This window comes from Kribbella sp. CA-293567 (assembly GCF_027627575.1).
GTDB lineage: Bacteria > Actinomycetota > Actinomycetes > Propionibacteriales > Kribbellaceae > Kribbella.
Genome location: NZ_CP114065.1, coordinates 5,398,694 through 5,420,109, shown reverse-complemented (window position 1 = coordinate 5,420,109; position 21,416 = coordinate 5,398,694). Strand labels below are relative to the sequence as shown.

Annotated in this window: 21 protein-coding genes; 17 read left to right on the top strand and 4 right to left on the bottom strand. The window is 67.0% G+C overall.

Annotated elements, in window-relative coordinates:
• Genes OX958_RS24890 through OX958_RS24870 form a run of 5 tightly spaced genes read left to right on the top strand, consistent with a single transcriptional unit; the run spans position 1 to position 3,162 of the window.
• Positions 1-450 carry an SRPBCC domain-containing protein gene (locus OX958_RS24890; RefSeq protein WP_270131819.1) on the top strand — a complete coding sequence of 150 codons (450 nt, stop codon included), beginning with the start codon at positions 1-3 and terminating at the stop codon, positions 448-450.
• Complete coding sequence (locus OX958_RS24885; protein ID WP_270131818.1) at positions 447-788, top strand: ArsR/SmtB family transcription factor; 342 nt, start codon at positions 447-449, stop codon at positions 786-788. Before OX958_RS24890 ends, OX958_RS24885 begins: the two co-directional genes overlap by 4 nt.
• A gap of 27 nt (positions 789-815) precedes the next feature.
• Positions 816-1,259, top strand: a complete 444-nt coding sequence (locus OX958_RS24880; RefSeq protein WP_270131817.1) for an SRPBCC family protein — start codon at positions 816-818, stop codon at positions 1,257-1,259.
• Between the two features lie 59 nt (positions 1,260-1,318).
• Positions 1,319-1,669, top strand: a complete 351-nt coding sequence (locus tag OX958_RS24875; RefSeq protein WP_270131815.1) for a VOC family protein — start codon at positions 1,319-1,321, stop codon at positions 1,667-1,669.
• A gap of 56 nt (positions 1,670-1,725) precedes the next feature.
• On the top strand, positions 1,726-3,162 hold the full coding sequence (locus OX958_RS24870) for a GuaB1 family IMP dehydrogenase-related protein (protein ID WP_270131814.1): 1,437 nt from the start codon (positions 1,726-1,728) through the stop codon (positions 3,160-3,162).
• 1 nt (position 3,163) lies between these two features.
• Here the strand turns inward: OX958_RS24870 and OX958_RS24865 are convergent, their stop codons facing one another.
• The 3 genes from OX958_RS24865 to OX958_RS24855 form a co-directional block, all read right to left on the bottom strand.
• Positions 3,164-3,796, bottom strand: a complete 633-nt coding sequence (locus OX958_RS24865) for a formylglycine-generating enzyme family protein (protein ID WP_270131813.1) — start codon at positions 3,794-3,796, stop codon at positions 3,164-3,166.
• A 63-nt stretch (positions 3,797-3,859) separates the two neighbouring features.
• Positions 3,860-5,929 (bottom strand): PQQ-dependent sugar dehydrogenase, encoded by a 2,070-nt coding sequence (locus tag OX958_RS24860; protein WP_270131812.1) that lies wholly within the window; start codon positions 5,927-5,929, stop codon positions 3,860-3,862.
• Between the two features lie 147 nt (positions 5,930-6,076).
• Positions 6,077-7,099 (bottom strand): NADPH:quinone reductase, encoded by a 1,023-nt coding sequence (locus tag OX958_RS24855; RefSeq protein ID WP_270131810.1) that lies wholly within the window; start codon positions 7,097-7,099, stop codon positions 6,077-6,079.
• 54 nt (positions 7,100-7,153) lie between these two features.
• On the opposite strand from OX958_RS24855, the gene OX958_RS24850 reads away from it, so the two are divergent.
• The 8 genes from OX958_RS24850 to OX958_RS24815 all read left to right on the top strand — a co-directional run bounded on the left by OX958_RS24850 (position 7,154) and on the right by OX958_RS24815 (position 17,059).
• Positions 7,154-7,567, top strand: coding sequence for an NUDIX domain-containing protein (locus OX958_RS24850; protein WP_270131809.1), 414 nt, complete (start codon positions 7,154-7,156; stop codon positions 7,565-7,567).
• 275 nt (positions 7,568-7,842) lie between these two features.
• Positions 7,843-8,445, top strand: a complete 603-nt coding sequence (locus OX958_RS24845) for a GNAT family N-acetyltransferase (RefSeq protein ID WP_270131808.1) — start codon at positions 7,843-7,845, stop codon at positions 8,443-8,445.
• A gap of 43 nt (positions 8,446-8,488) precedes the next feature.
• On the top strand, positions 8,489-9,496 hold the full coding sequence (locus tag OX958_RS24840; protein WP_270131807.1) for a Gfo/Idh/MocA family protein: 1,008 nt from the start codon (positions 8,489-8,491) through the stop codon (positions 9,494-9,496).
• A 393-nt stretch (positions 9,497-9,889) separates the two neighbouring features.
• Positions 9,890-10,891: an ABC transporter permease gene (locus OX958_RS24835; RefSeq protein WP_270131805.1), complete on the top strand. Its 1,002-nt coding sequence runs from the start codon at positions 9,890-9,892 to the stop codon at positions 10,889-10,891.
• A gap of 25 nt (positions 10,892-10,916) precedes the next feature.
• Positions 10,917-11,861 carry a carbohydrate ABC transporter permease gene (locus tag OX958_RS24830; RefSeq protein ID WP_270131804.1) on the top strand — a complete coding sequence of 315 codons (945 nt, stop codon included), beginning with the start codon at positions 10,917-10,919 and terminating at the stop codon, positions 11,859-11,861.
• 28 nt (positions 11,862-11,889) lie between these two features.
• The gene (locus OX958_RS24825) at positions 11,890-13,557 is read left to right on the top strand and encodes an ABC transporter substrate-binding protein (protein WP_270131802.1); all 1,668 of its coding nucleotides are present in this window, start codon (positions 11,890-11,892) and stop codon (positions 13,555-13,557) included.
• Positions 13,558-13,649: 92 nt separating this feature from the next.
• Complete coding sequence (locus OX958_RS24820) at positions 13,650-15,941, top strand: glycoside hydrolase family 95 protein (protein WP_270131800.1); 2,292 nt, start codon at positions 13,650-13,652, stop codon at positions 15,939-15,941.
• A gap of 83 nt (positions 15,942-16,024) precedes the next feature.
• Positions 16,025-17,059: an ABC transporter substrate-binding protein gene (locus OX958_RS24815; protein WP_270131798.1), complete on the top strand. Its 1,035-nt coding sequence runs from the start codon at positions 16,025-16,027 to the stop codon at positions 17,057-17,059.
• A gap of 37 nt (positions 17,060-17,096) precedes the next feature.
• On the opposite strand, the gene OX958_RS24810 is transcribed toward OX958_RS24815, so the two are convergent.
• Positions 17,097-17,711, bottom strand: a complete 615-nt coding sequence (locus tag OX958_RS24810) for a hypothetical protein (protein ID WP_270131797.1) — start codon at positions 17,709-17,711, stop codon at positions 17,097-17,099.
• Positions 17,712-17,837: 126 nt separating this feature from the next.
• Between OX958_RS24810 and OX958_RS24805 the strand changes: the two genes are divergently transcribed.
• From OX958_RS24805 to OX958_RS24790, 4 genes are all read left to right on the top strand, one after another.
• Positions 17,838-18,017: a YegP family protein gene (locus tag OX958_RS24805; RefSeq protein WP_270131795.1), complete on the top strand. Its 180-nt coding sequence runs from the start codon at positions 17,838-17,840 to the stop codon at positions 18,015-18,017.
• Positions 18,018-18,185: 168 nt separating this feature from the next.
• Entirely contained in the window at positions 18,186-19,220 is a 1,035-nt protein-coding gene (locus tag OX958_RS24800) for an endonuclease/exonuclease/phosphatase family protein (protein ID WP_270131793.1), read from the top strand.
• A 230-nt stretch (positions 19,221-19,450) separates the two neighbouring features.
• Positions 19,451-21,130, top strand: coding sequence for a sodium:solute symporter family protein (locus OX958_RS24795; protein WP_270131791.1), 1,680 nt, complete (start codon positions 19,451-19,453; stop codon positions 21,128-21,130).
• A gap of 20 nt (positions 21,131-21,150) precedes the next feature.
• A complete protein-coding gene (locus OX958_RS24790) occupies positions 21,151-21,390 on the top strand; it encodes a hypothetical protein (protein ID WP_270131790.1) in 240 nt (79 codons plus the stop codon).
• Positions 21,391-21,416: the final 26 nt, after the last annotated feature.

Here is a 21,416-nt window from a genome sequence, read left to right as displayed (position 1 = left end):
ATGGAGTTCGGGAGTATCGAGCGGGAGATCTATGTCGACGCGTCGCCCGAGGTGGCGTTCGAGGTGGTCAGCAGTCCCGAGCACATCTCGGAGTGGTGGAGCGACGAGGCGGATCTCAAGGTGGTGCCCGGCGCGGTCGGCGAGCTGGTCTGGGGAGATCGGGCCAACGTCGTACCGATCGTCGTGGTGGACGTCGAGCCGCCGCGGTTGTTCTCGTTCCGGTGGGTGCATGCCGACGGGAAGGTGGAGAGCACCGATTCGCTGCTGGTGACCTTCGAGCTGACGCCGTCGGGTGCCGGGACCAAGGTGCGGATGACCGAGACGGGGTTCCGCGAGATGGGCTGGGAGATCGCCAAGCTCAAGGAGCAGTACCGCGATCACGTCACCGGGTGGGACCACTACCTTCCCCTCCTCGGCGAGTACGCCGTGCGGGTGGTGGCCAAGCGATGACCACGGCGGTCGACGACGACCTGTGGTCCGCGGTCGGCGATCCGACGCGTCGGCGGATGCTCGACCTGTTGCTGGCGGACGGCGTCGGTACCGCGACCAGCCTCAGCGAGCAGCTGCCGGTGACCCGCCAGGCGATCGCGAAGCATCTCGGCGTACTGGACCGGGTCGGCCTCGTGCGCGGTACGCCGGCTGGGCGGGAGCGGAGGTTCCAGGTGGACGAGGCGCAACTGGCGCGTGCGGTCGCTCAGCTCGCCGCCGTCGGCGCGGAGTGGGATGCGCGGATGCGGCGGATCAAGCGGATCGCCGAAGCGGTCCAGCGCAAGCAGAACGAACAGTGAAACTCCAGCAGGGAAGGAGAAACTGAGATGGTCGACATTCTGCACAGGGTCGGAGTCAAGGCGACGGTCGCCGAGGTCTACACCGCGATCACCACGGTCGAAGGGCTGGCCGCCTGGTGGACCACCCAGACCGTTGGCGAAGGCAACGAAATTGGCGGGGTCCTGAAGTTCAGGTTCATCCCCGGTGGCTTCGACATGTCGGTGGTCGAGCTGGTACCGGGCAAACGGGTGCTGTGGGAGGTGATCGACGGACCGGAGGAGTGGATCGGCACCCACATCGTCTGGGACCTCACCCAGGTCGACGAGTGGGCGATCGTCAACTTCCGGCACGAGGGCTGGAAGGAGGAGGTCGAGTTCATGTCCCACTGCAGCACCAAGTGGGCGATCTACCTGATGAGCCTGAAGACCCTGGTCGAGACCGGCCTGGGCGCACCGGCCCCCGACGACGTCATGATCAGCAACTGGCACTGAGCCCGCGGGCAGTTCACCCCGGCGCGCTGCTGAACTCGAGCCGCGCTGTAATGAGCGGTATGGACATCGACTTGTTCGCCGGGGTGGCTGTCAAAGATTTCAAGGCAGCTTCGGCCTGGTACGAGAGGTTCTTCGGGACGGAGCCGGCCTTCCTGCCCAACGACATCGAGGCTGTCTGGGAGCTGGCCGAGCATCGGTACGTCTTCATCGAGCAGGCGCCGGAGCGGGCCGGTGGCGCGCTGCTCACCGTGTTCGTGAGTGAGCTCGACACGGTGGTCGACGGCGTCACCGAGCGCGGGATCGAGCCGCTGAAGCGCGAGACCTACGAGAACGGCGTACGCAAGGTCACGTATCGCGATCCCGACGGCAACGAGATCGGTTACGGCGGCGCCCCGCTCGAAGCCGGCTGACCAGGCGGTGGCGTAGGGTCCGAAGCATCTGACGCCTGGGTAGTGAGGTGAGTGCTTTGCGGTTCGTTCGGGGGCAGCAGCCGGAGCAGGATCTGACCTTCAACGACGTGTTCCTGGTGCCGAACAGGTCCGCCGTGCAGTCGCGGCTGGACGTGGACCTGGCCACCGGGGACGGGAGCGGGGCGTCGATCCCGATCGTCGCGGCGAACATGACCGCCGTCTCCGGGCGGCGGATGGCCGAGACGATCGCGCGCTGCGGCGGGCTGGCGGTGATCCCGCAGGACATTCCGGTCGAGGTGGTGACCGAGGTCGTCTCGTGGATCAAGCAGCGGCACACGATCTACGACACCCCGCTGGTGATGGCGCCGAACGGCACCGTCGGCGAGGCACTCAATCTGCTGCCGAAGCGCGGTCACGGCGCGGTGATCGTGGTCGAGAACGGGCGCGCGGTGGGCGTGGTGACCGACGCGGACTGCGAGGGCGTCGACCGCTACACCCAGCTCGAGAGCATCATGTCCCGCGAGCCGCTGACCCTGCCGGCCGGCATCGCGGCGGAGGAGGCCTTCAACCAGCTGTACGACGGCCACCATCGGCTGGCGCCGGTGATCGACGCGGACGGCAGCATCGTCGGCATCCTGACCCGCCAGCGCGCGCTCCGAGCCACCCTCTACGACCCTGCCGTCGACGCCGAAGGGAGGCTGCGGGTCGCCGCGGCCATCGGCATCAACGGCGACGCCGAGCAGAAGGCGAAGGCGTTGCTCGACGCGGGGATCGACCTGCTGGTGATCGACACCGCACACGGTCACCAGGAGCGCATGCTCGACGTACTGCGCACCGTCCGGGCCCTGCAGCCCGGCGTACCGGTCGTCGCGGGCAACGTCGTCACCGCCGAAGGTGTCGAGGATCTGGTCGAAGCAGGCGCCGACATCATCAAGGTCGGCGTCGGACCGGGCGCGATGTGCACGACCCGGATGCAGACCGCGGTCGGCCGGCCGCAGTTCTCCGCGGTGCTGGAATGCGCGACCAGAGCTCGCGAGCTGGGCAAGCACGTCTGGGCCGACGGGGGAGTGCGGCATCCCCGTGACGTCGCGCTCGCTCTCGCCGCGGGTGCCTCCAGCGTGATGATCGGCTCATGGTTCGCCGGCACCTACGAGTCACCCGGTGACCCGCACCGCGACAGCGACGGCCGCATCTACAAGGAAAGCTTCGGAATGGCGTCGGCTCGCGCGGTGCGGCTCCGTACCGCGGACGACACCCCGTTCCAGCGGGCGCGCAAGGGCTTCTTCGGCGAGGGCATCTCGACCGCCCGGATGTACCTCGACCCGGATCGTCCCAGCGTCGAGGACCTCCTCGACTCCATCGTCTCCGGCGTCCGTAGCTCCTGCACCTACGTCGGCGCCACCGACCTGGAGGAGTTCCACGACCGCGCGGTCGTCGGTATCCAGAGCGCCGCCGGCTACTCCGAAGGCAAACCCCTCAACACCAGCTGGTGACTCAGCGGATGGTCTGGGCGAGACGGAAGCCCAGATCGTCGATGCGGAAGGTCGGGTGGCTCTTGCGACGGGTGGAGGCCCGGCAGGCGTTCGGCGGATCGTAGGCGCCGCCACCGCGGAACACGCGGTACGGCCCGTACGCCGTCGAGTGGAGATCCCAGGTCCATTCCCAGACGTTGCCGAGCAGGTCATGAAACCCCCAGCGGTTGGGAGTCTTGCCGCCGACCTCGTGCACCCGTCCGCCGGAGTTACCGCGGTACCAGGCGATCTTGTCCAGTTCGCCGTACCGCGCGTCGCGACTGCCCGCGCGGCAGGCGTACTCCCACTCGGCCTCCGACGGCAGCCGATAGCCCGTCGCTGTCCAGTCGCAGCTGACGCTCGACCCGTCGCGATCGCCGTCCACCAGCCCGTACGCCGGTCCAAGGCCCTCCGCCGCCGACAACTCGTTGCAGAACCGCACCGCCTCCAGCCAGGACACGTCCGCAGCCGGCAGCCCACCCAGTTCTGAGCTGCCGGAGTACTGCGCCCGCGTCACCACGAGCGCAGCCAGCCGGAACGGCCGCACCTCCGCGACCCACGAGTGTCCTGATCCCTCGTCGCGCATCGCGACCTTGCCACCCGGAAGCTCGATCATCAGACCGCGGACGCTATCAGCGCGATCAACGACCTACCGGCACAGCACCGTCGCGACTCCCGCCTAGGGGGTGGGGAACTTGAGGCGGACTATGACGTTGTCTATCCCGTTCGGGGTACCGCCGTTCATGTCATCGTTGGTGGAGGAGAGCCAAAGGGCTCCGTCGGGGGTCTTGGTGACGCTGCGGAGGCGGCCCCAGCGGCCGGAGAAGACGGCCTGCGGAGTGCCGACGCCGTTGCCGGCGGCGTTGATCTGAGTGACCCAGAGCTGGCGGCCGGTGACACCGGCGACGTAGATCCAGTCGTTGACGATCTCGACGCCGCTCGGGCCGGCCTGCGAGGTGGACCAGGTGCGCTTCGGCGCGATGAAGCCGCCGCAGTTGCCGATGGTGCCCTCACAAGCGGGCCAGCCGTAGTTGCCGCCCTTCTGCACCAGGTTGAGTTCGTCCTGGCTGTTCTCGCCGAACTCGGCGGCCCACAGCTGGCCGCGGGAGTCCCACGCCAGGCCCTGCGGGTTGCGGAAGCCGAGACCGAAGACGTACCGCGCGTTGCCGCCCTCGCTGAAGAACGGGTTGTCGCTCGGCGGCGTACCGTCGGCGTTGATCCGCAGGATCTTGCCGTTCAGCGAGCCGCGGTTCTGCGAGTTGCCGCTGTTCTTGGCGTCACCGACGGCCGCGTAGAGCTTGCCGTCCGGACCGAAGCGCAGCCGGCCGCCGTTGTGGTAGCGGTTCTTCGCCAGTCCGGTCAGCACCGGCGACGAGGTGGTGGCCAGCACGCCGTTCTCGTACTTCATCCGCACGATCCGGTTGTCGTTCGCGGCCGTGTGGTAGAAGTACACCCACCGGTCGGTGCTGAAGTTCGGCGACAACGCGATCCCCAGCAGACCCCCTTCGCCGGTCGTCGTGACAGCGCCGGGAACCTTGCCCAGCGTGGTCTTCTGCCCGGTCGCCGTCACCAGCAGTACTTCGAACCGGTCCCGCTCGGTGACCAGCGCCGACCCCGAGTTGTCCGGCAGGAACGCGACGCTCCAGCCCAGGTCGACCTTCGCGATGTCCCGCTCGTACCCCGGGATGCCACCGCTGCCCGCGTTCGCCGTCCGTGCGGACACAGTGTTGCTCGCGGCCGACGTGTTGCCGTCCGGATCACGCGACTTCACCGTGAACGAGTACTGCGTGTTCGGGGTCAGGTTGGTGATCGTCGCGGTCAGTGAGTTCGTGGTCGAGACCTTGGTGGCGCCCTGGTAGACGTCGTACCCGGCGATGCTGCCGCTGTTGTCCGTCGACGCGTCCCACGCCAGGGACACGCTGTTCGACGAGATCGCGGTCGAGCGCAGGGTGCCCGGCGCCGACGGTGGCTGGGTGTCGTTGCTCGGCGGTGTCGTGAACGCGACCACGTTGCTCTGCTGCGAAGCGTTGCCTGCGGCATCGAACGCGCCGATCGACACGTCGTACGCCGTGTTGGCGGTCAACGTGTCGACAGTGGCCGTCAAGGTGTTCGCGTCCACCACCTTGAGCACGTTGCCGCCCCGGTTGATCTCGTACCGGACCACGCCGACGGCGTCGGCGGCCGCCGTCCAGGTGAAGGTCGCGGCGTTCGACTTGATGTTGCTGACGGCAAGGTTCGCGGGCGCCGACGGCGGGGTGGTGTCGTCACTGGTCGGGTTGACGGTCAGCTTGTCGGCGTTCGGGCCGCCGTCGGCGGTGGTGGCGCGGGCGCGGATCTTGTTCGTTCCCGCGGCCAGGGTCAACCGGACCGTCTTGGTCGCCCAGGTGGTCCAGGCGCCGGTGCCCGGGAAAGTGATGCCGACCGCGCCGGCCACGCCGTTGACCGTGAAGTCGAGCGGCCGCTGGGCCGCGGTGCCGTTGGCGTAGCGAAGGGTCACGTCGGCCGGACCGGCGGGTGCCGTCACCGTCCACTCGACGTAGCTGCCGACGAGATTGTCGTAGTTGACGAAGCCGGTGCCGGTGTAGCCGGCATGGTTCGACTCGACCACGCCCTGGGAGATCGTCGCGACCTCGGCCTGGTAGTCGGTCGGTGCCGCGGTCGCGGCGGGTGTCAGTGGGACGAGGGCGAGCGTGACGGCTACGGCCGAGAGGCCGCTGAGCAGCGCACGCCGAACGGATCGACGGGTCATCGAGGTCTCCTGAGTTCCGGGCGGGAGGAGCACTGTGATAGTTAAGAAAGCTTCCTGTTCTAACTACCCGTTTGCATCAGACCACCCTGCGTCAAGCAGTGTCAAGACCTCGGAATGCGCTTGCCCAGCGGAGAGTCTCGGGATCGCTCAGAGCTCGGCGACCTGGATCAGCACCTTCCCGGTGGTGCCGGCCTCGACGGCCTGGTGAGCGTCGACGGTCTGGTCGAGGGAGAAGCGGACCAGCGGCAGCCCGGCCTCTTCGCCGACCGGCAGGGCGCCGGCCGCGATCGCCGCGTTGATGTCGTCCGCCGCGGCGGTCAGGATCTCCCAGCCCACGGTGTAGAGCAGCACGAACTGGTACCGGGTGTTCAGTCCCATGTTGGAGCGGACGTCGATGGCGAAAGGCTGGTCGCCGTCGTTCGCGTAGATCGCGATCGTGCCACGCGGCCGCAGTACGGCGAGATCCAGCGCGTTGTTGGCCCCCGCGGCGACCTCGACGACCAGGTCGACCCCGTCGGGTGCGAAGCCGCGGATCTGCTCGGCGGCGTCCTCGTCGCGGTAGTTCACGACGTGATGCGCACCGGCGGCTTCGGCGTACGCCGTCTTGGTGGGGCTGGTCGTCGCGATCACGGTCGCACCGGCCCAGCGCGCGAGCTGCACCGCCGCATGTCCGACGGCACCCGCGCCACCGGCGACCAGGACCACCTTGTTCTCAAGGGCTCCAGGCGAAAGTCGGGTCGGCCCGCCTTCGGCGACGGTCAGAGCACGATGAGCGGTGATCGCCGGAATTCCGATGCTGGCACCGAGCTCGAAAGAGGCGTCGTCCGCCAGCGGAAACACCCGCTGAGCCGGCACGATCGTGTACTCCTGAGCAGTCCCGCTCAACGGCCGCTGGTACGCCGCGAGCGTCACCCAGACCCGGTCGCCCACCGAGATGCCGTCGACCTCGGGGCCGACGGCGTCGACAACACCCGAGCCGTCCTGGTTCGGGACGGACTCGACCGGCTCGCCGCCGTACAGGCCGGTTCTCGCCTTCCAGTCGGTCGGATTGACGCCGGAGACCGCGATCCTGATCCGTACTTCGCCCGCTCCGGGCTCGGGGACGTCGCGATCGGTGACGCGGAGGACGGAGTCGGCAGAGCCGAGCTGATCGAACACGATTGCCTTCATGTCACCTACAGCCCGCGAGCGGACCGGCTTATTCCGATCTGGTCTGATGGACCCATGACCCTGCGGAGAAGCGTCGAATGCTGGCTGACCCACGCGGACGGCGAGATCCTCCTGCTGCACGTTCCGCCGTCGGCCTCTCTGCCACAGGGGTTTTGGCAACCTCTCACGGGTGGAGTCGAGGCGGCGGAGAAGCCGCTGCAGGCGGCGGTCCGGGACGTGCGGGAGAAGACCGGCCAGCAGGTCGACCCGGCCGCTTTCCGGTTCATGGACGATGGCGTCCGGGTCCAGGTCTCCGCGGACTTCGAGGTGGTCAAGTCGCTTTACGTGGTCGAGCTGCCGTCGCGAGAGATCGCGACAGCCCCTGCCGCGCACGACGACCATCGGTGGATGGCTACCGGCGAGGTCGGTGCGCTCCTGCACTGGCAGAGCAACCGGGAGACCTGGCAGCGGATCAGCGCGCTGCTCTGACCGGCACGGAGCACAGCCTCAGCGCGGCGGCCGTCGGGCCGGGATTTTTCGGCCGTGAAATTACCCGCTTGGACCCCTTACTTGGGGGTAGGATCGAAGACAGCCCGGCCCGGCCGTTCCCCCGTGATGGTCGGGTCGGGTCTTGTCCGCTTCAGACCGCCTTGCGGTACCGCGGCTGACGCTTCTCGAGACCGCGTGAAGTTCAGGCGGAGGAGTATCGCGGCGCGGCAACGGAGTCCACTACGACCTGGAAGCTGTGGGCATAGGGTCGGTTCATGCCTGTTCTCGTCGTACCGGCCTTTCCTGCAGGGATCTTCCGCGACCTCGAGCAGCCTCAGCTGACGGTCGACGGGCAGCTGGTACTGCGCCCGTGGTGTGCCGCTGACGCGTCGATGGTGCGGACCGCCTTTGGTTGCCCGGAGATCCAGCGCTGGCATGTTCGTCGGCTGGACAGTACTGATGAAGCCGTCGAGTGGACCGCGCAGTGGGAAGGGCGCTGGACTGCCGACGAGGCGGTCAGTTGGGCGATCGTGGACGACCGGGACGAGCCGTTGGGGCAGGTCGGTCTGCGGAGCATCTCGCTCGCGGAGGCCTCGGCCGGCGTCTCGTACTGGGTGACGCCGTCGGCCCGCGGACGGAATCTCGCCGCCCGTGCGGTGGACGCGATGCGGAAGTGGGCCTTCGGCGAGATCGGGTTCCACCGTCTCGACATCCAGCACTCGACGCTCAACGAGGCTTCCTGCAGAGTCGCCGACAAGACCGGCTTCGTCGTCGAAGGCACGCTGCGCCAGGCGATTCAGCACGCCGACGGCTTCCACGACTGGCACCTGCACGGCCGTCTGCAGACCGACGGCGACGTGGGCCCGGAGCTTCGCTAGGCTCGGCTTAACCGTTTCATCATCCACTCAGAACGGACTCTCCGTGGATCGTCTGCGTCTCCTCCAGGTCGGTGCCGGTGCGATGGGCCGGGCGTGGCTGGACACCATCGCCCGCAATTCCGACGTCGAACTGGTCGGGCTGGTCGATCTGGATCTCGACCTCGCCCACCGGGTGAACGAGGAGCAACAGGGCGCGCCGGTGCCGGTGGCCGCCTCGTTGTCTGAGCTGACCGAGCTGACCGGTGCCGAGGCGGTCGTGAACGTAACCGTGCCAGCCGCGCACAACCCGGTCAACGAGGAGGCGCTGCGGGCCGGCCTGCCGGTGCTTTGCGAGAAGCCGATTGCGCCGACGGTGGCCGAAGCGCAGTACATCGCCAGAGTGGCAGAGGAGACCGGGCAACTGCTGATGATCAGCCAGTCCCGGCGCTACCTCAACCAGTTCACGGCGTTGTGCGAGACGGCAGCGGCACTGGGGCCGATCTCGGTGGTGTCCTGCGAGTTCGCGAAGGCGCCACACTTCGGCGGTTTCCGTGAGGAGATGGCTTTCCCGCTGCTGCTCGACATGGCGATCCACCAGTTCGACTCGGCTCGCGCGCTGCTCGGCGAGGATCCGGTCGCCGTGTACTGCGAGTCGTACAACCCCGGCTGGAGCTGGTTCGCCGGTGACGCCGCGGCCAGCGCGATCTTCGAGTTCCCCGGGGGCGCCCGATTCGTCTTCAACGGCAGCTGGGTCAGTCCCGGTCTGGAGACGCCGTGGCACAGTCGCTGGCGGGTCGGCGCCGAACGAGGGACGGTGCTGTGGGACGGCGAGAACGCCCCGGAGACCGGCGATCCCCGGCGGTCCGTCGAGGTCGGCGACGCGCCTCAGGAGATTGCCGGCTCGCTGGCGGAATTCGTCCGCTGTGTGCGAACTGGCGCAGCCTCCAGTACGCCGGCGAGCAGCAACGTGCACAGCCTGGCGATGGTCGAGGCCGCCGTACGTTCCGGAACCGCGAAGCGGCGCGTCGAACTCGCCGAGATCCTCGGCTACGGTTCGAGCTTCAAGTCTTGACATGAGCGGCGAAGCGCAGTTGACTGCCATATAGTTCACGTAGGAAATAAATTCGCGCACCAGTCCGGAGTCTCGGCTCAGAGAGTCTCCGCCTGGCGCTGACGGCCGCCCCAGGTCCCGTGGTGATCCACGGGACCTCCTGGCGTTGATTGCTATTGGCAACCGATCTGGCGCCCTGCCGGAGTGGACCGAAACTCCTTGTGTGCAAGGCCGGAAGCACCCCGGCCGCGACATGGTCAAGGTCCGATATCGAGAGCCGCGGTGGCTCTTCCGCTCCCCGGGGTTCTGTGCCATCCTCCCGGTTGAGAGCCAAAATCCTATCGGATATCGGTTCGCTGTCAGGAAGTGACGGCTTGTCACAGCACGTGCGAAGTTGGCCCGAAGGGACTGGGTGTGAGCGGAACGATCGAGGTGAAACCGGCGCCACCGGCACCGGTGCGGAAGCAGGCGGTGACGCCCGCCCGCAGGATCAAGCGGCCGAGCCGCTGGACGGAGGCCAGACGCAGCTTCCGCCGGCACTGGCAGCTCTACCTGCTGATCGTCGTCCCGGTCGCGTACTTCGTGATCTTCAAGTACATCCCGATCTCCAACGCGGTGATCGCGTTCAAGGACTACAGCCCGATCAAGGGGCCGTGGGGCAGTGAGTGGGTCGGCTTCCAGAACTTCGAGCTGTTCTTCGCCAACCCGGTGTTCTGGACCCTGGTGAAGAACACCTTCCTGCTGGCCGCCTACACCGTGCTGGCCAGCTTCCCGATCCCGATCATCCTGGCGATCGCGCTGAACGAGATCCGCACCGGGTTCTTCAAGAAGACCGTCCAGCTGGTCACCTACGCGCCGTACTTCATCTCCACCGTGGTGGTGGTCTCGATGACGATCCTGGTGCTGTCGCCGCAGATCGGCTTCGTCGACGACGTGATCGGGCTGTTCGGCATCCCGGAGGCCGACTTCCTCGGTGATCCGAACTACTTCCGCCACATCTACGTCTGGTCCGACGTCTGGCAGACCACCGGGTACTCCGCGGTGATCTACCTGGCCGCGCTGGCCGGGATCGACCCGGCGCTGCACGAGTCGGCCAAGATCGACGGCGCCAGCCGGATCAAGCGGATACTGCACGTCGACCTGCCCGGCATCATGCCGACCGCGGTGATCATCCTGGTGCTCGGCGTCGGCAACATCATGTCGATCGGGTTCGAGAAGGCCTTCCTGTTCCAGAACCCGCTGAACCTGGCCCAGTCCGAGATCATCGCGACCTACGTCTACAAGACCGGCCTGCTCAACGCCGACTTCAGCATGGCCACCGCCGTCGGTCTGTTCAACTCCGTGATCAACCTCTTCCTGCTGCTCTTCGTGAACTTCGCCGCCAAGCGGATCACCGGGAACGGACTGTGGTCATGATCGCGGCCGAGAGGGAGAACCGAGGATGAGCGCCACCCTGCAGCCGTTCCGTAGCAGGCTGAAGAAGCCGGTCCCGGTGGAGAAGTCCACCATCGTCGAGACCACCACCGACCGGATCTTCCTGATCGGCGTCAAGGTGATGCTGACCGTCGCCCTGGTCGCCGTCCTGATCCCGTTGGTCTACGTGGTCGCCAACTCGTTCAGCAGCGCGAGCGCGGTCAGCTCCGGCCGGGTGTTCCTGTGGCCGATCGAGCCGAGCCTGCGCGGCTACCAGGAAGCACTGAGCGATCCGCAGATCCTCAAGGGCTACTACAACTCACTGATCTACGCCGTCGGTGGCACGTTGATCAGCGTCACGCTGACGATCGCGATCGCCTATCCGTTGTCGCGCAAGACCTTCTTCGGCCGCAACGTGATCATGAGCGGCCTGCTGTTCACCATGCTGTTCTCCGGCGGCCTGATCCCGACCTACCTGGTGGTGCAGGACCTGCACATGCTCAACACCCGCTGGGCGATGGTGATCCCCAGCGCGATCGGGGTCTGGCAGGTCATCATCGCCCGGACCTTCTTCCGCAGCACGATCCCCGACGACCTGTACGAGGCCGCCGTCCTGGACGGCGCGAGCGATCTGCGCTTCCTCTGGTCGGTGGTCCTGCCGCTGTCCAAGCCGGTGATCGCGGTGATCGCCCTGATGTACGCGATCTTCCAGTGGAACACCTACTTCGACGCCCTGATCTACCTCAAGGACCCGGGCCTCTACCCGCTGCAGATCGTGCTGCGCAACATCCTGATCCTCAACTCCACCACGGGTTCCGCGGCCGACGTCGCCGCGACGCTCGAACGCCAGCAACTCGCCAACGTGCTGAAGTACGCGCTGATCGTCATCTCGAGCCTGCCCGTACTGCTCATCTACCCGTTCATCGCCCGCCACTTCACCAAGGGCGTGATGGTCGGCGCCGTCAAGGGCTAGTCAGTAAGTTCCAGAAGGGAAACAAGAAATGCGCTCAACCAAGAGCAGGGTGGTGGCCGCCCTGGTGGCAGCCACCGCGCTGGCCGTCGCGGGCTGCAGCTCCGACAAGTCCGACGACAGTGCGAAGAACGAGGTGAGTGCCGACGGCAAGGTCGTCATCGACACCTTCGCTCCGCAGGGACCCGACGACAACCTCGACACCAACCTGGTGACGAAGGCGATCGGCGACAAGTTCAAGATCCAGTTCCGCTGGCAGACCACCACTCTGGACGCCGGGGCGGCCAAGGAGAAGCGCCAGATCGCGATCGCGAGCGGCGACTACCCCGACCTGTTCATGCTGATCCCGTGGGTCGACGGAATCACCCAGGCCGAGGTGCAGAAGCTCGGTACCCAGGGCGTCGCGCTGCCGATCGAGCAGTTGATCAAGGACAACGCGCCGAACATCCAGAAGCAGCTGGACTCGAACAAGACGCTGAAGGAGATGTCGACCGCCCCCGACGGCCACATCTACGCACTTCCGCAGTGGTCCGACTGCTACCACTGCACCTACCCGGACAAGCTGTGGATGAACTCCGCCTGGCTGAAGAAGCTCGGGCTGCAGCAGCCGAAGACCACCGAGGAATTGCGGACCGTACTGCGCGCCTTCAAGACCCAGGACCCGAACGGCAACGGCAAGGCCGACGAGATCCCGATGGTCACCGACGTGCAGGACAGCACCCTGATGGGCTACCTGATGAACGCGTTCGCCTACAACCCGGTCGGTGGCAACAGCAACCGCTCGCTGCTGGCACTGGACGGCGACAAGGTCGTCACGCCGGTCAACTCCGACGCCTGGAAGGAGGGCCTGAAGTACATCAACTCCCTCTTCAAGGAGGGCTTGATCGACAAGGCCTCCTTCACCCAGAACGCCGAGGCGCTGAAGGCCACCGCCAACAACCCGAAGGCCGTCGTGGTCGGCTCCTCGCCGGTGCTGTGGCCGGGCATCTTCGTCCAGCTCGGCTCCAAGGACGGTCGCGACAAGCAGTACGACTCCGTCCCGCCGCTGACCGGTCCCGACGGCAAGAGCTACACCGGCTACAACTTCCCGAGCTCGACCGGCTACACCTTCATGCTGACCAACAAGGCCAGCAAGGAGGCGCAGGTCGCCGCCATCAAGATGCTCGACTACATCTACAGCGACGAGGGCCGCAAGGTCAGCGTGATGGGTCCGGAGGGAGTCGGCTGGTCCAAGCCGCGTCCGGGCGACATCGCGCTCGACGACAAGACCAAGGTCGGCTACTACCGGTTCGGCGAGACCGAGAAGAAGAAGAACATCTCCTGGGACTCGATGGCGCAGTACAACATCACTCTCGACTACCGCAACCAGCAGGCGGTTCCGGCCGACATCTACTCGGACGCCGGCCTCGAGCGGCGGTTGTTTCAGGCAACCAAGGCCTACGAGCCGCACGCCGACAAGTCGGTGTGGTTCCCCTTGGCCTCGGTCTGGGCGGACCCGGCCCTGGCCGGTGAGCTGGCGACGCTGCAGACCAACCTCAACAGCTACGTCACGCAGGCCCAGTTGGCCTTCATCACCGGTACGAAGAACCTCGACACCGGCTGGGACGCCTACGTCAAGGGTCTTGACTCGACCGGCATGCCCCGGTACCTGGAGATCCAGCAGCAGGCCTACGACAAGTACAAGTCCGGCAACAAGTAACCCTTTCGGCCCACCCTGTGAATCCGGCCGCGCCGGGGGCTACCGTCCTAGCCCCCGGCGCGGCTCACCCGCGTCTGAAGGATGCTGTCTGTATGTCGCATGAACTGTGGTTTCGTACGCCGGCCCCGGACTGGTTCGAGGCGTTGCCGATCGGCAACGGGCACCTCGGCGCGAAGGTCTTCGGCCGGGTCGAGGACGAGCGGATCGCGCTGAACCTGGACGACGTCTGGTCCGGCGCGGGTCCCCGTGAACTCGAGGTGACCGACGGCCCGGAGGTATTGGCCGACATCCGCCGGCTGTTGCTGGAGGAAGGTGACCAGTACGCCGCGTCGGAACGCTCACGCGCGTTGCAGGGCCCGCTGGTCGAGTCGTACCAGCCGTTGGGGGATCTGCTCATCACGTCGCCGGGCGACGCAGCCGCAACGGAGTACCGGCGGTCGCTGGATCTTCGGACCGGTGTCGTAGCCGTCGACTACGCCCGCGACGGCGTGCGCTTCCATCGCGAGAGCTATGTGTCGACTCCGGACCAGGTGATGGTGTGGATCATCGGAGCCAGTCAGCCCGGCTCTGTCGACCTCGACTTGACGCTGACCAGCCAGCACCCGTTCATCGGCATCGCTGACGGAGACGGCGCGACGTTGGTGGGCCGGGCGCCGTCGGACCTCACCATCGAGTATCGGAGAAGTCCTGACCCGATTCGCTACGAGGAAGGGCTCGGAATCGGCTTCGGCGTCGCGCTGCGAGCGTTCGCCTCGGGCGGCACGGTGACCGCGAGCGAGGCCGGCCTCAGTGTTCGAGGCGCCGACAGCCTCACCGTTTTGTTGTCAGCAGCAAGCACCTTCCGGGGTTGGTCAGTTGCTCCTGGCGACAATCCCGAAGAGGCGTTGCACAGGGCAACCGCTGCACTGGAGGCCGTCGACCTCGACAACCTCAAGCAGCGTCATCTGGACGACCACATCAGGCTCTACGACCGCGCCGAGCTGACCCTCGGTGACCCGGTCGACCTACCGACCGACGAACGCCTCCGCGCCGTCGCTGCCGGAGGCACGGATCCCGGCCTGAGCGCGCTCATCTTCGGCTTCGGCCGCTACCTGTTGATGGCATCCTCCCGCCCGGGAACGCAGGCAGCGAACCTCCAGGGCATCTGGAACGAGGACCGCCGCCCCATGTGGGCGAGCGACTGGACCAACAACATCAACACCCAGATGAACTACTGGCCGGCCGACGTGACCGGTCTGCGGGAGTGCTTCGACCCGCTCACCCAGCTGGTCACCAACCTCGCCAGCTCCGGCGCCGAGACAGCCCGCATCCTGTACGACGCGCCCGGCTGGGTCTCGCACCACAACTCCGACCTCTGGATGGCGAGCTGGCCGGTCGGTGCCGGTGGCGACGATCCGGTCTGGTCGATGGCACCCACCTGTGGCGTCTGGCTCTCGGCGCAACTGATGGAACATCACCGCTTCCACCCGGACCAGGACTTCCTGCGCGAAAAGCTCTACCCCGTACTGCGAGGCGCCGCCGAGTTCGTCCTGTCGATGCTGGTCGAGGACCGGGAGGGCAGGCTGCAGTTCATCCCGTCGACCGCGCCCGAACACCACTTCGTGCTGCCGTCCGGCCAGAAGGCGTCGGTCGACCTGACCACGACGTACGACCTCTGGGTGATCCAGGAGTTGTTCGCCAATGTGCTGGAAGCCGAGGCCGAGCTCGGACTGTCCAGCGAGCTGGCTGCCCGCGCCGAGACCGCCGTACTGCGGCTGCCGCCGGTCGCGATCGCGGAGGACGGCCGGATGATGGAGTGGCAGACCGACTGGCCACCCTCGGAGTTCGACCACCGGCATCAGTCGCACCTCTACGGCCTCTATCCGGGTGCGCAGATCGACCCGGCCGTTACGCCGCAGTGGGCTTCGGCAGTGCGAGCGTCTCTCGACGTACGGACCTCCGGTCGCCCGCCCGGTGGCTGGACCAGCGCGTGGCTGATCGCGTTGTGGGGAAGGCTTCTCGACTCCGAGAAGGCCGCCGCCGTGCTGCGCGACTACACGAGCCGGCTCGTCTCCGACAACCTGCTGCACCGCGATGGCGACATCTTCCAGATCGACGCCAACTTCGGCCTCACCGCCGCGATGGCCGAACTGCTGATCCAGAGTCATACCGACGTGATCCACCTGCTGCCGGCCCTCCCGGCGGAGTGGTCGGACGGTTCGTACCGCGGCCTGCGGGCGCGCGGGGGACTGGCGTTCGACGTCAGCTGGGCGGCGGGTGAGGTGACTTCGGCCGCCGTCGTCGCAGATGTCGCAGGCACCTTCACCGTCCGTATCGCAGGTGGCACCCCGTTCGAAATCACCATGTCGGCAGGCGAGAGGGTCCAGCTCCCCGAGCGCCGGTAGCGAATAGTTCAAAGACGACCAATGTCGTACGATCGATTCCGATCCGGTTAGGTCTACCTAACTAGTGCGGGAGTTTCGACGAGATGGGACAGCTTGTGACGAGATCGGCTCGGCGGATGGTCGCCGGTGCGGTGCTGATGACCGTGCTGCTGGCAGGGTGCGGCAGCAACGACGACAAGTCGGCCGACACCGGCGTCGGCGACACCGAGGTGGCGACCGGGGGCCGGCTGTTCTCGACGGCGGACGAGGCGACCGCGAAGCTCGGGTCCGACGCGGAGGCGGGCGTGTTCCCGCGGACGGTGAAGCACGCGCTGGGCGAGACCAAGCTGGAGAAGAAGCCCGAGCGGATCGTGGTGCTGGACAGCGGTGAGCTGGACGGCGTCCTGGCGCTCGGGATCACTCCGGTCGGGATGGGCACCAACGCGGGACAGAGCGGCGTCCCGAGCTACCTGGCGGACAAGGCGGAGGGCATCAAGACGGTCGGCGGTGTCAGTGAGCTGAACATCGAGGCGATCGCGGCGCTGAAGCCCGACCTGATCCTCGGCAGCAAGCTGCGCGCCAACGATCTCTACGCCAAACTGTCCGCGATCGCGCCGACCGTCTTCAGCATCCGGCCGGGCTTTCCGTGGAAAGAGGACTTCCTGCTGGTCGCCGACGCCCTCGGCGAGGAGAAGGAGGCCACCGAACTGCTGAACGACTACCAGAAGCGCGCCGACGAGGTGAAGAGCAAGGTCTCCGGATCGCCGACGATCTCGCTGGTCCGGTTCCGGCCGGGCGACATCCGGCTCTACGGCAACCTGTCGTTCATCGGCGTGCTGCTGAAGGACGTCGGCCTCCCGCGGCCGAAGGTGCAGGACGTCAAGGACCTCGCGCTGGAGATCTCCCAGGAGAACATCGGCCAGGCCGACGGCGACTGGATCTTCTACTCCAGCTACGGAAAGCCGGACCAGACCGCGGAGAACGCGGTCGTGAACGGCAAGGTCTGGCAGGCCCTGCCCGCCGTCAAGGCCGGCAAGGTCGCCCGCGTCGACGACGAGGTCTGGTTCCTCGGACTCGGGCCGATCGGTGCGATGGCCACCCTGAACGACCTGGAGAAGCTGCTCGGCGGCAAGAGCTGATCAAGCTGCTCGCCTGACCACCACCCGGCCGCGGCCCTCAGTCGAGGACGCGGCCGCGGTCGGTGACGGGCACCTGGGGCGCGCGCCGCCGGACCGCCTCGACGAGCGACTCGAACTCCAGTGGTCTGCCCAGTACCTCGGAGCTTCCCGGCCAGTCCCGGGACGGGCCCCAGGCCCTGGAGTTGGCCGCCAGTTCGGTCTCTGGGTGGGTCAGCACGATCAACTGCTGCTCCCAGCTCTCTTCGCCCTCGGCATCGACCTCGCGACGCTCCACCCGGCAGAGGCCGTGGACCTGCTCCCAGGGCAGCGACTGCGGCTGGTCGCCGCCCAGATAGACCCGATCGTCGTCGACGCAGAGCAGGACGTCGTCGGAATCGGACTCCCGGCGCGACTCCGTGGTGGTGATCGCTCCTACCGCGATCAGGATCGGCAGCCCGATCGCGAAGATCAGTGGCGTTCCGCCCCAGGACAGCCAGACCGACTCCAGCGGTCCGCGCATCGGAACGTCCCGGACCTGGGCCACCACGACGCAGGCCAGGGTGAGCAGCAGTTCGAGCGCGACCAGCAGCCCACCGAGGTACAGGATCGAGGTCGTCGTCCCCAGTCCGGTCCGGCGGACGACGAACGGCTCGGTGGTTGTCTGCTCACGCATATCCCGCATTGTCGGCGCCGTTGCCGCTCGGCGCCAGAACTCGCGGCGATTCGCGGTAACGCCGGTGCCCTCTGGGGAGATAGTGCAGAGGTAGAGCGGGGGGCAGCACACCAGAGAGGGTGGACCGTGGCGGCCAAGTTCGAGGTCTACAAGGATGGGCGGGGTGAGTACCGGTTCCGGCTGAAGGCGCCGAACGGGCAGATCATCGCGAGCTCCGAGGGGTACAAGAGCAAGGACTCGGCGCTGAACGGCGTCGCGTCGGTGAAGAAGAACGCCGCCGACGCGATCGTCGACGACCAGAGCTGAACCCGGCGGACGCGGTACCGGCCGCGGATCTGTTGCTTGAGGCAACGGATCCGCAGCCGTCCGTTCGGACCATCGCGAGTGGTCCCAACGGATGAAATGGGTCCGCCGTCAGGATGATCGGGGTCTCCCGGTCTTCGGTACGGCCCCACCGTGGGCAAGAATCAGTCCATGTCCGACCGCCAGACCCTTCCCAGTCGAAGCGAGCCCGCCCGCCGCCAGCCGGGGGCCGGCCGCCGCAAGCCGAACAACGGGCGTGCCGCCGCGCGACGGGACCGCAAGGGCGGCAAGTGGCGTCGCGGCTGGATCATCGCGGTACTGGCGCTGCTGACGGCGGTGCCGCTGCTGTTCCACCGCCACGTGCCGAACTCGGTCGGCAACCTCGGCAGCCTGCTCGACACCTTCCTGCCCTGGGTGGGCGTCGCGATCCCGGTCCTGACCGCCGCCGCGATCGTCCGGCGGTCGGCGACCGCCGGAGTGGCGCTGCTGATCCCGACGATCATCTGGAGCCTGATGTACGGGCACCTGCTGATCCCGGGCAAGGGTGGCGGCGCCTACGACCTGCGGGTGCTGTCACACAACGTCGACGCGGCCAACAAGGACCCGAAGCAGACCGCGCAGGATCTGCTCGGCGCCGACGCGGATATCGTCGCGCTGGAGGAGATCACCTCGGCGGACCTGAAGATCTACAAGGCCGAGTTCGCCAAGACCTATCCGTACGTCGTCGCCCGCGGCACGGTCGCGCTGTGGTCGAAGTACCCGGTGGAGGAGAGCGAGTCGGTCGACGTCGGGTTCGCCTGGACCCGCGCGCTGCGCGCCGAGGTCGCCACCCCCGAGGGCAAGGTCGCCGTGTACGTCGCGCACCTCGCGTCGGTCCGGGTCGGCACCAGCGGCTTCACCTCGAACCAGCGCAACGAGACGATCAAGCAACTCAGCGAGCAGATCGCCAAGGAGAAGCTGGCCGGGGTGATCGTGATGGGCGACTTCAACGGGACGGCCAACGACCGCAGCCTGGCGCCGCTGACCTTCGGGCTCCGCTCGGCCCAGGGCGCCGCGGGATACGGCTTCGGCTTCACCTGGCCGGCCACCTTCCCGATGGCCCGGATCGACCACATCATGGTCCGCGGTGTCACTCCGACCAAGGCCTGGGTGATGCAGTCGACCGGCAGCGATCACCTGCCGGTGGTCGCCGAGCTGCGGATCTGAGACCCGCCGCCCGAACTTCCGCGAGGCGCTGAGCACCGGAGGACGGTGCTCGCTGAAGCCGGCCCGAAAGTAGGACGGGCCGGTGACGTTTCGGACCCTCCGTGGGTGGACATCTGAGTGGAGGTTCCCCGCACCGGCGCGGCCTGGTGCGGTGGGCAGAGGCGAGGAGAGTAACGTTCCTCACCGGTACCATCACTTAGCGTCATGACGACGATGCGGAGGACCGGCTTGTGATTGCGCAGGATTCGATTCTGCGGCTCGATGCCACAGCGATCGACTACATCATCATCGCGTTGTACTTCTCCTTCGTCCTCGGCATCGGCTACCTCGCCAAACGCGCGGTCTCCAACAGCCTGGACTTCTTCCTCTCCGGCCGGTCACTGCCGGCCTGGGTCACCGGTCTGGCCTTCATCTCCGCCAACCTCGGCGCGATCGAGATCATGGGCATGTCGGCCAACGGGGCGCAGTACGGGATGCCGACCGTGCACTACTTCTGGATCGGCGCGATCCCGGCGATGCTCTTCCTCGGCGTCGTGATGATGCCGTTCTACTACGGCTCCAAGGTGCGCAGCGTGCCGGAGTTCATGCTGCGCCGGTTCGGCAAACCCGCGCACCTGGTGAACGCGATCAGCTTCGCCGTCGCCCAGGTGCTGATCGCCGGGGTGAACCTGTTCCTGCTGGCCACCATCGTGAACGTGCTGCTCGGCTGGCCGATCTGGCTGTCGACCGTGCTGGCCGCGGTGATCGTGCTCAGCTACATCACCCTCGGCGGGCTGTCGGCCGCGATCTACAACGAGGTGCTGCAGTTCTTCGTGATCGTGGCGGCACTGCTGCCGCTGACCATCGTCGGCCTGCACAAGGTCGGTGGCTGGGAAGGGCTGGTCGACAAGGTCACCGCGTCGAAGGGCGGCGCCGAGCAGTTGAGCGCGTGGCCCGGCAACGAGCTGAGCGGTTTCGACAGCAGCTTCCTGTCGGTGATCGGCCTGGTGTTCGGTCTCGGCTTCGTGCTCTCCTTCGGCTACTGGACGACGAACTTCGTCGAGGTCCAGCGGGCGATGGCCAGCAAGAACATGTCGGCGGCCCGGCGGACCCCGATCATCGGCTCGTTCCCGAAGATGTTCATCCCGTTCATCGTCATCATCCCCGGCATGATCGCCGCGGTCGCGGTGCCGGAACTGCAGCAGTTGAAGGAGACCGGCAACGGGTCGGTGACCTACAACGACGCGTTGCTGCTGCTGATGCGCGACCTGCTGCCGAACGGCATGCTCGGGCTGGCGATCACCGGTCTGCTCGCCTCCTTCATGGCCGGTATGGCGGCGAACCTGAGCTCGTTCAACACGGTCACCACCTACGACCTGATCGAGCGGTACATCGTCAAGGACCGCGACGACGCGTTCTACCTGCGGACCGGCCGCTGGGTCACCGTCGGCGGTACCGTCGTCGCGATCGGTACGGCGGCCATCGCGTCCGGCTACAGCAACCTGATGGACTACCTGCAGCAATTGTTCTCGTTCTTCAACGCGCCGCTGTTCGCCACCTTCATCCTCGGTATGTTCTGGAAGCGGATGACGGCGACGGCAGGCTGGGTCGGCCTGGTCAGCGGTACGTCGACCGCGATCCTGGTCTTCGTCCTGGCCGAGACGGGGGTGATCGACCTGCCCGGTCAGGGCGCCAGCTTCGTCGGCGCCGGCGCGGCCTTCGTGGTCGACATCCTGGTCAGCGTCGTGGTGAGCATGATGACCAGGCCGAAGCCGGACGAGGAGCTCAAGGGCCTCGTCTACTCGCTGACGCCGAAGGAGGACCGGACCGAGGCCGCCCAGGAGGGCGACCACGGCTGGTACCGCAAGCCGACCGTGCTGGCCGGGATCGCGCTGGCCATGGTCGTCGTTCTCAACATCGTCTTCGCCTGACCCGGAAGGAGTGACTCGAAATGGCAGAGAAGAAGAAGGCCGGCGCGTTCGACATCCGGGTGGTGATCGCGCTGCTGATCGGGATCTACGGGGTGCTGCTGACCATCCTCGGCCTGATCGCGGACCCGGCCGAGGTGGCCAAGTCCGACGGTCTCAACATCAACCTGTGGGGCGGCGTCGGGATGCTCGTCTTCGCGGCGCTGTTCGTGCTGTGGGCCCGGCTGCGCCCGATCGTGGTGGCGGCCGAGCCCGGCGAGTGAGCCGCGTGTCCGTTTGAGAAACATCG

Bases quoted from the DNA above. Each gene is read 5' to 3' on its own strand.
- OX958_RS24800 (WP_270131793.1), top strand. From the start codon at position 18,186: ATGTCCGACCGCCAGACCCTTCCCAGTCGAAGCGAGCCCGCCCGCCGC.
- OX958_RS24865 (WP_270131813.1), bottom strand. From the start codon at position 3,796: ATGATCGAGCTTCCGGGTGGCAAGGTCGCGATGCGCGACGAGGGATCA.
- OX958_RS24845 (WP_270131808.1), top strand. From the start codon at position 7,843: ATGCCTGTTCTCGTCGTACCGGCCTTTCCTGCAGGGATCTTCCGCGAC.
- OX958_RS24810 (WP_270131797.1), bottom strand. From the start codon at position 17,711: ATGCGTGAGCAGACAACCACCGAGCCGTTCGTCGTCCGCCGGACCGGA.
- OX958_RS24855 (WP_270131810.1), bottom strand. From the start codon at position 7,099: ATGAAGGCAATCGTGTTCGATCAGCTCGGCTCTGCCGACTCCGTCCTC.
- OX958_RS24830 (WP_270131804.1), top strand. From the start codon at position 10,917: ATGAGCGCCACCCTGCAGCCGTTCCGTAGCAGGCTGAAGAAGCCGGTC.
- OX958_RS24825 (WP_270131802.1), top strand. From the start codon at position 11,890: ATGCGCTCAACCAAGAGCAGGGTGGTGGCCGCCCTGGTGGCAGCCACC.
- OX958_RS24885 (WP_270131818.1), top strand. From the start codon at position 447: ATGACCACGGCGGTCGACGACGACCTGTGGTCCGCGGTCGGCGATCCG.
- OX958_RS24890 (WP_270131819.1), top strand. From the start codon at position 1: ATGGAGTTCGGGAGTATCGAGCGGGAGATCTATGTCGACGCGTCGCCC.
- OX958_RS24880 (WP_270131817.1), top strand. From the start codon at position 816: ATGGTCGACATTCTGCACAGGGTCGGAGTCAAGGCGACGGTCGCCGAG.
- OX958_RS24860 (WP_270131812.1), bottom strand. From the start codon at position 5,929: ATGACCCGTCGATCCGTTCGGCGTGCGCTGCTCAGCGGCCTCTCGGCC.
- OX958_RS24875 (WP_270131815.1), top strand. From the start codon at position 1,319: ATGGACATCGACTTGTTCGCCGGGGTGGCTGTCAAAGATTTCAAGGCA.
- OX958_RS24815 (WP_270131798.1), top strand. From the start codon at position 16,025: ATGGGACAGCTTGTGACGAGATCGGCTCGGCGGATGGTCGCCGGTGCG.
- OX958_RS24850 (WP_270131809.1), top strand. From the start codon at position 7,154: ATGACCCTGCGGAGAAGCGTCGAATGCTGGCTGACCCACGCGGACGGC.
- OX958_RS24790 (WP_270131790.1), top strand. From the start codon at position 21,151: ATGGCAGAGAAGAAGAAGGCCGGCGCGTTCGACATCCGGGTGGTGATC.
- OX958_RS24820 (WP_270131800.1), top strand. From the start codon at position 13,650: ATGTCGCATGAACTGTGGTTTCGTACGCCGGCCCCGGACTGGTTCGAG.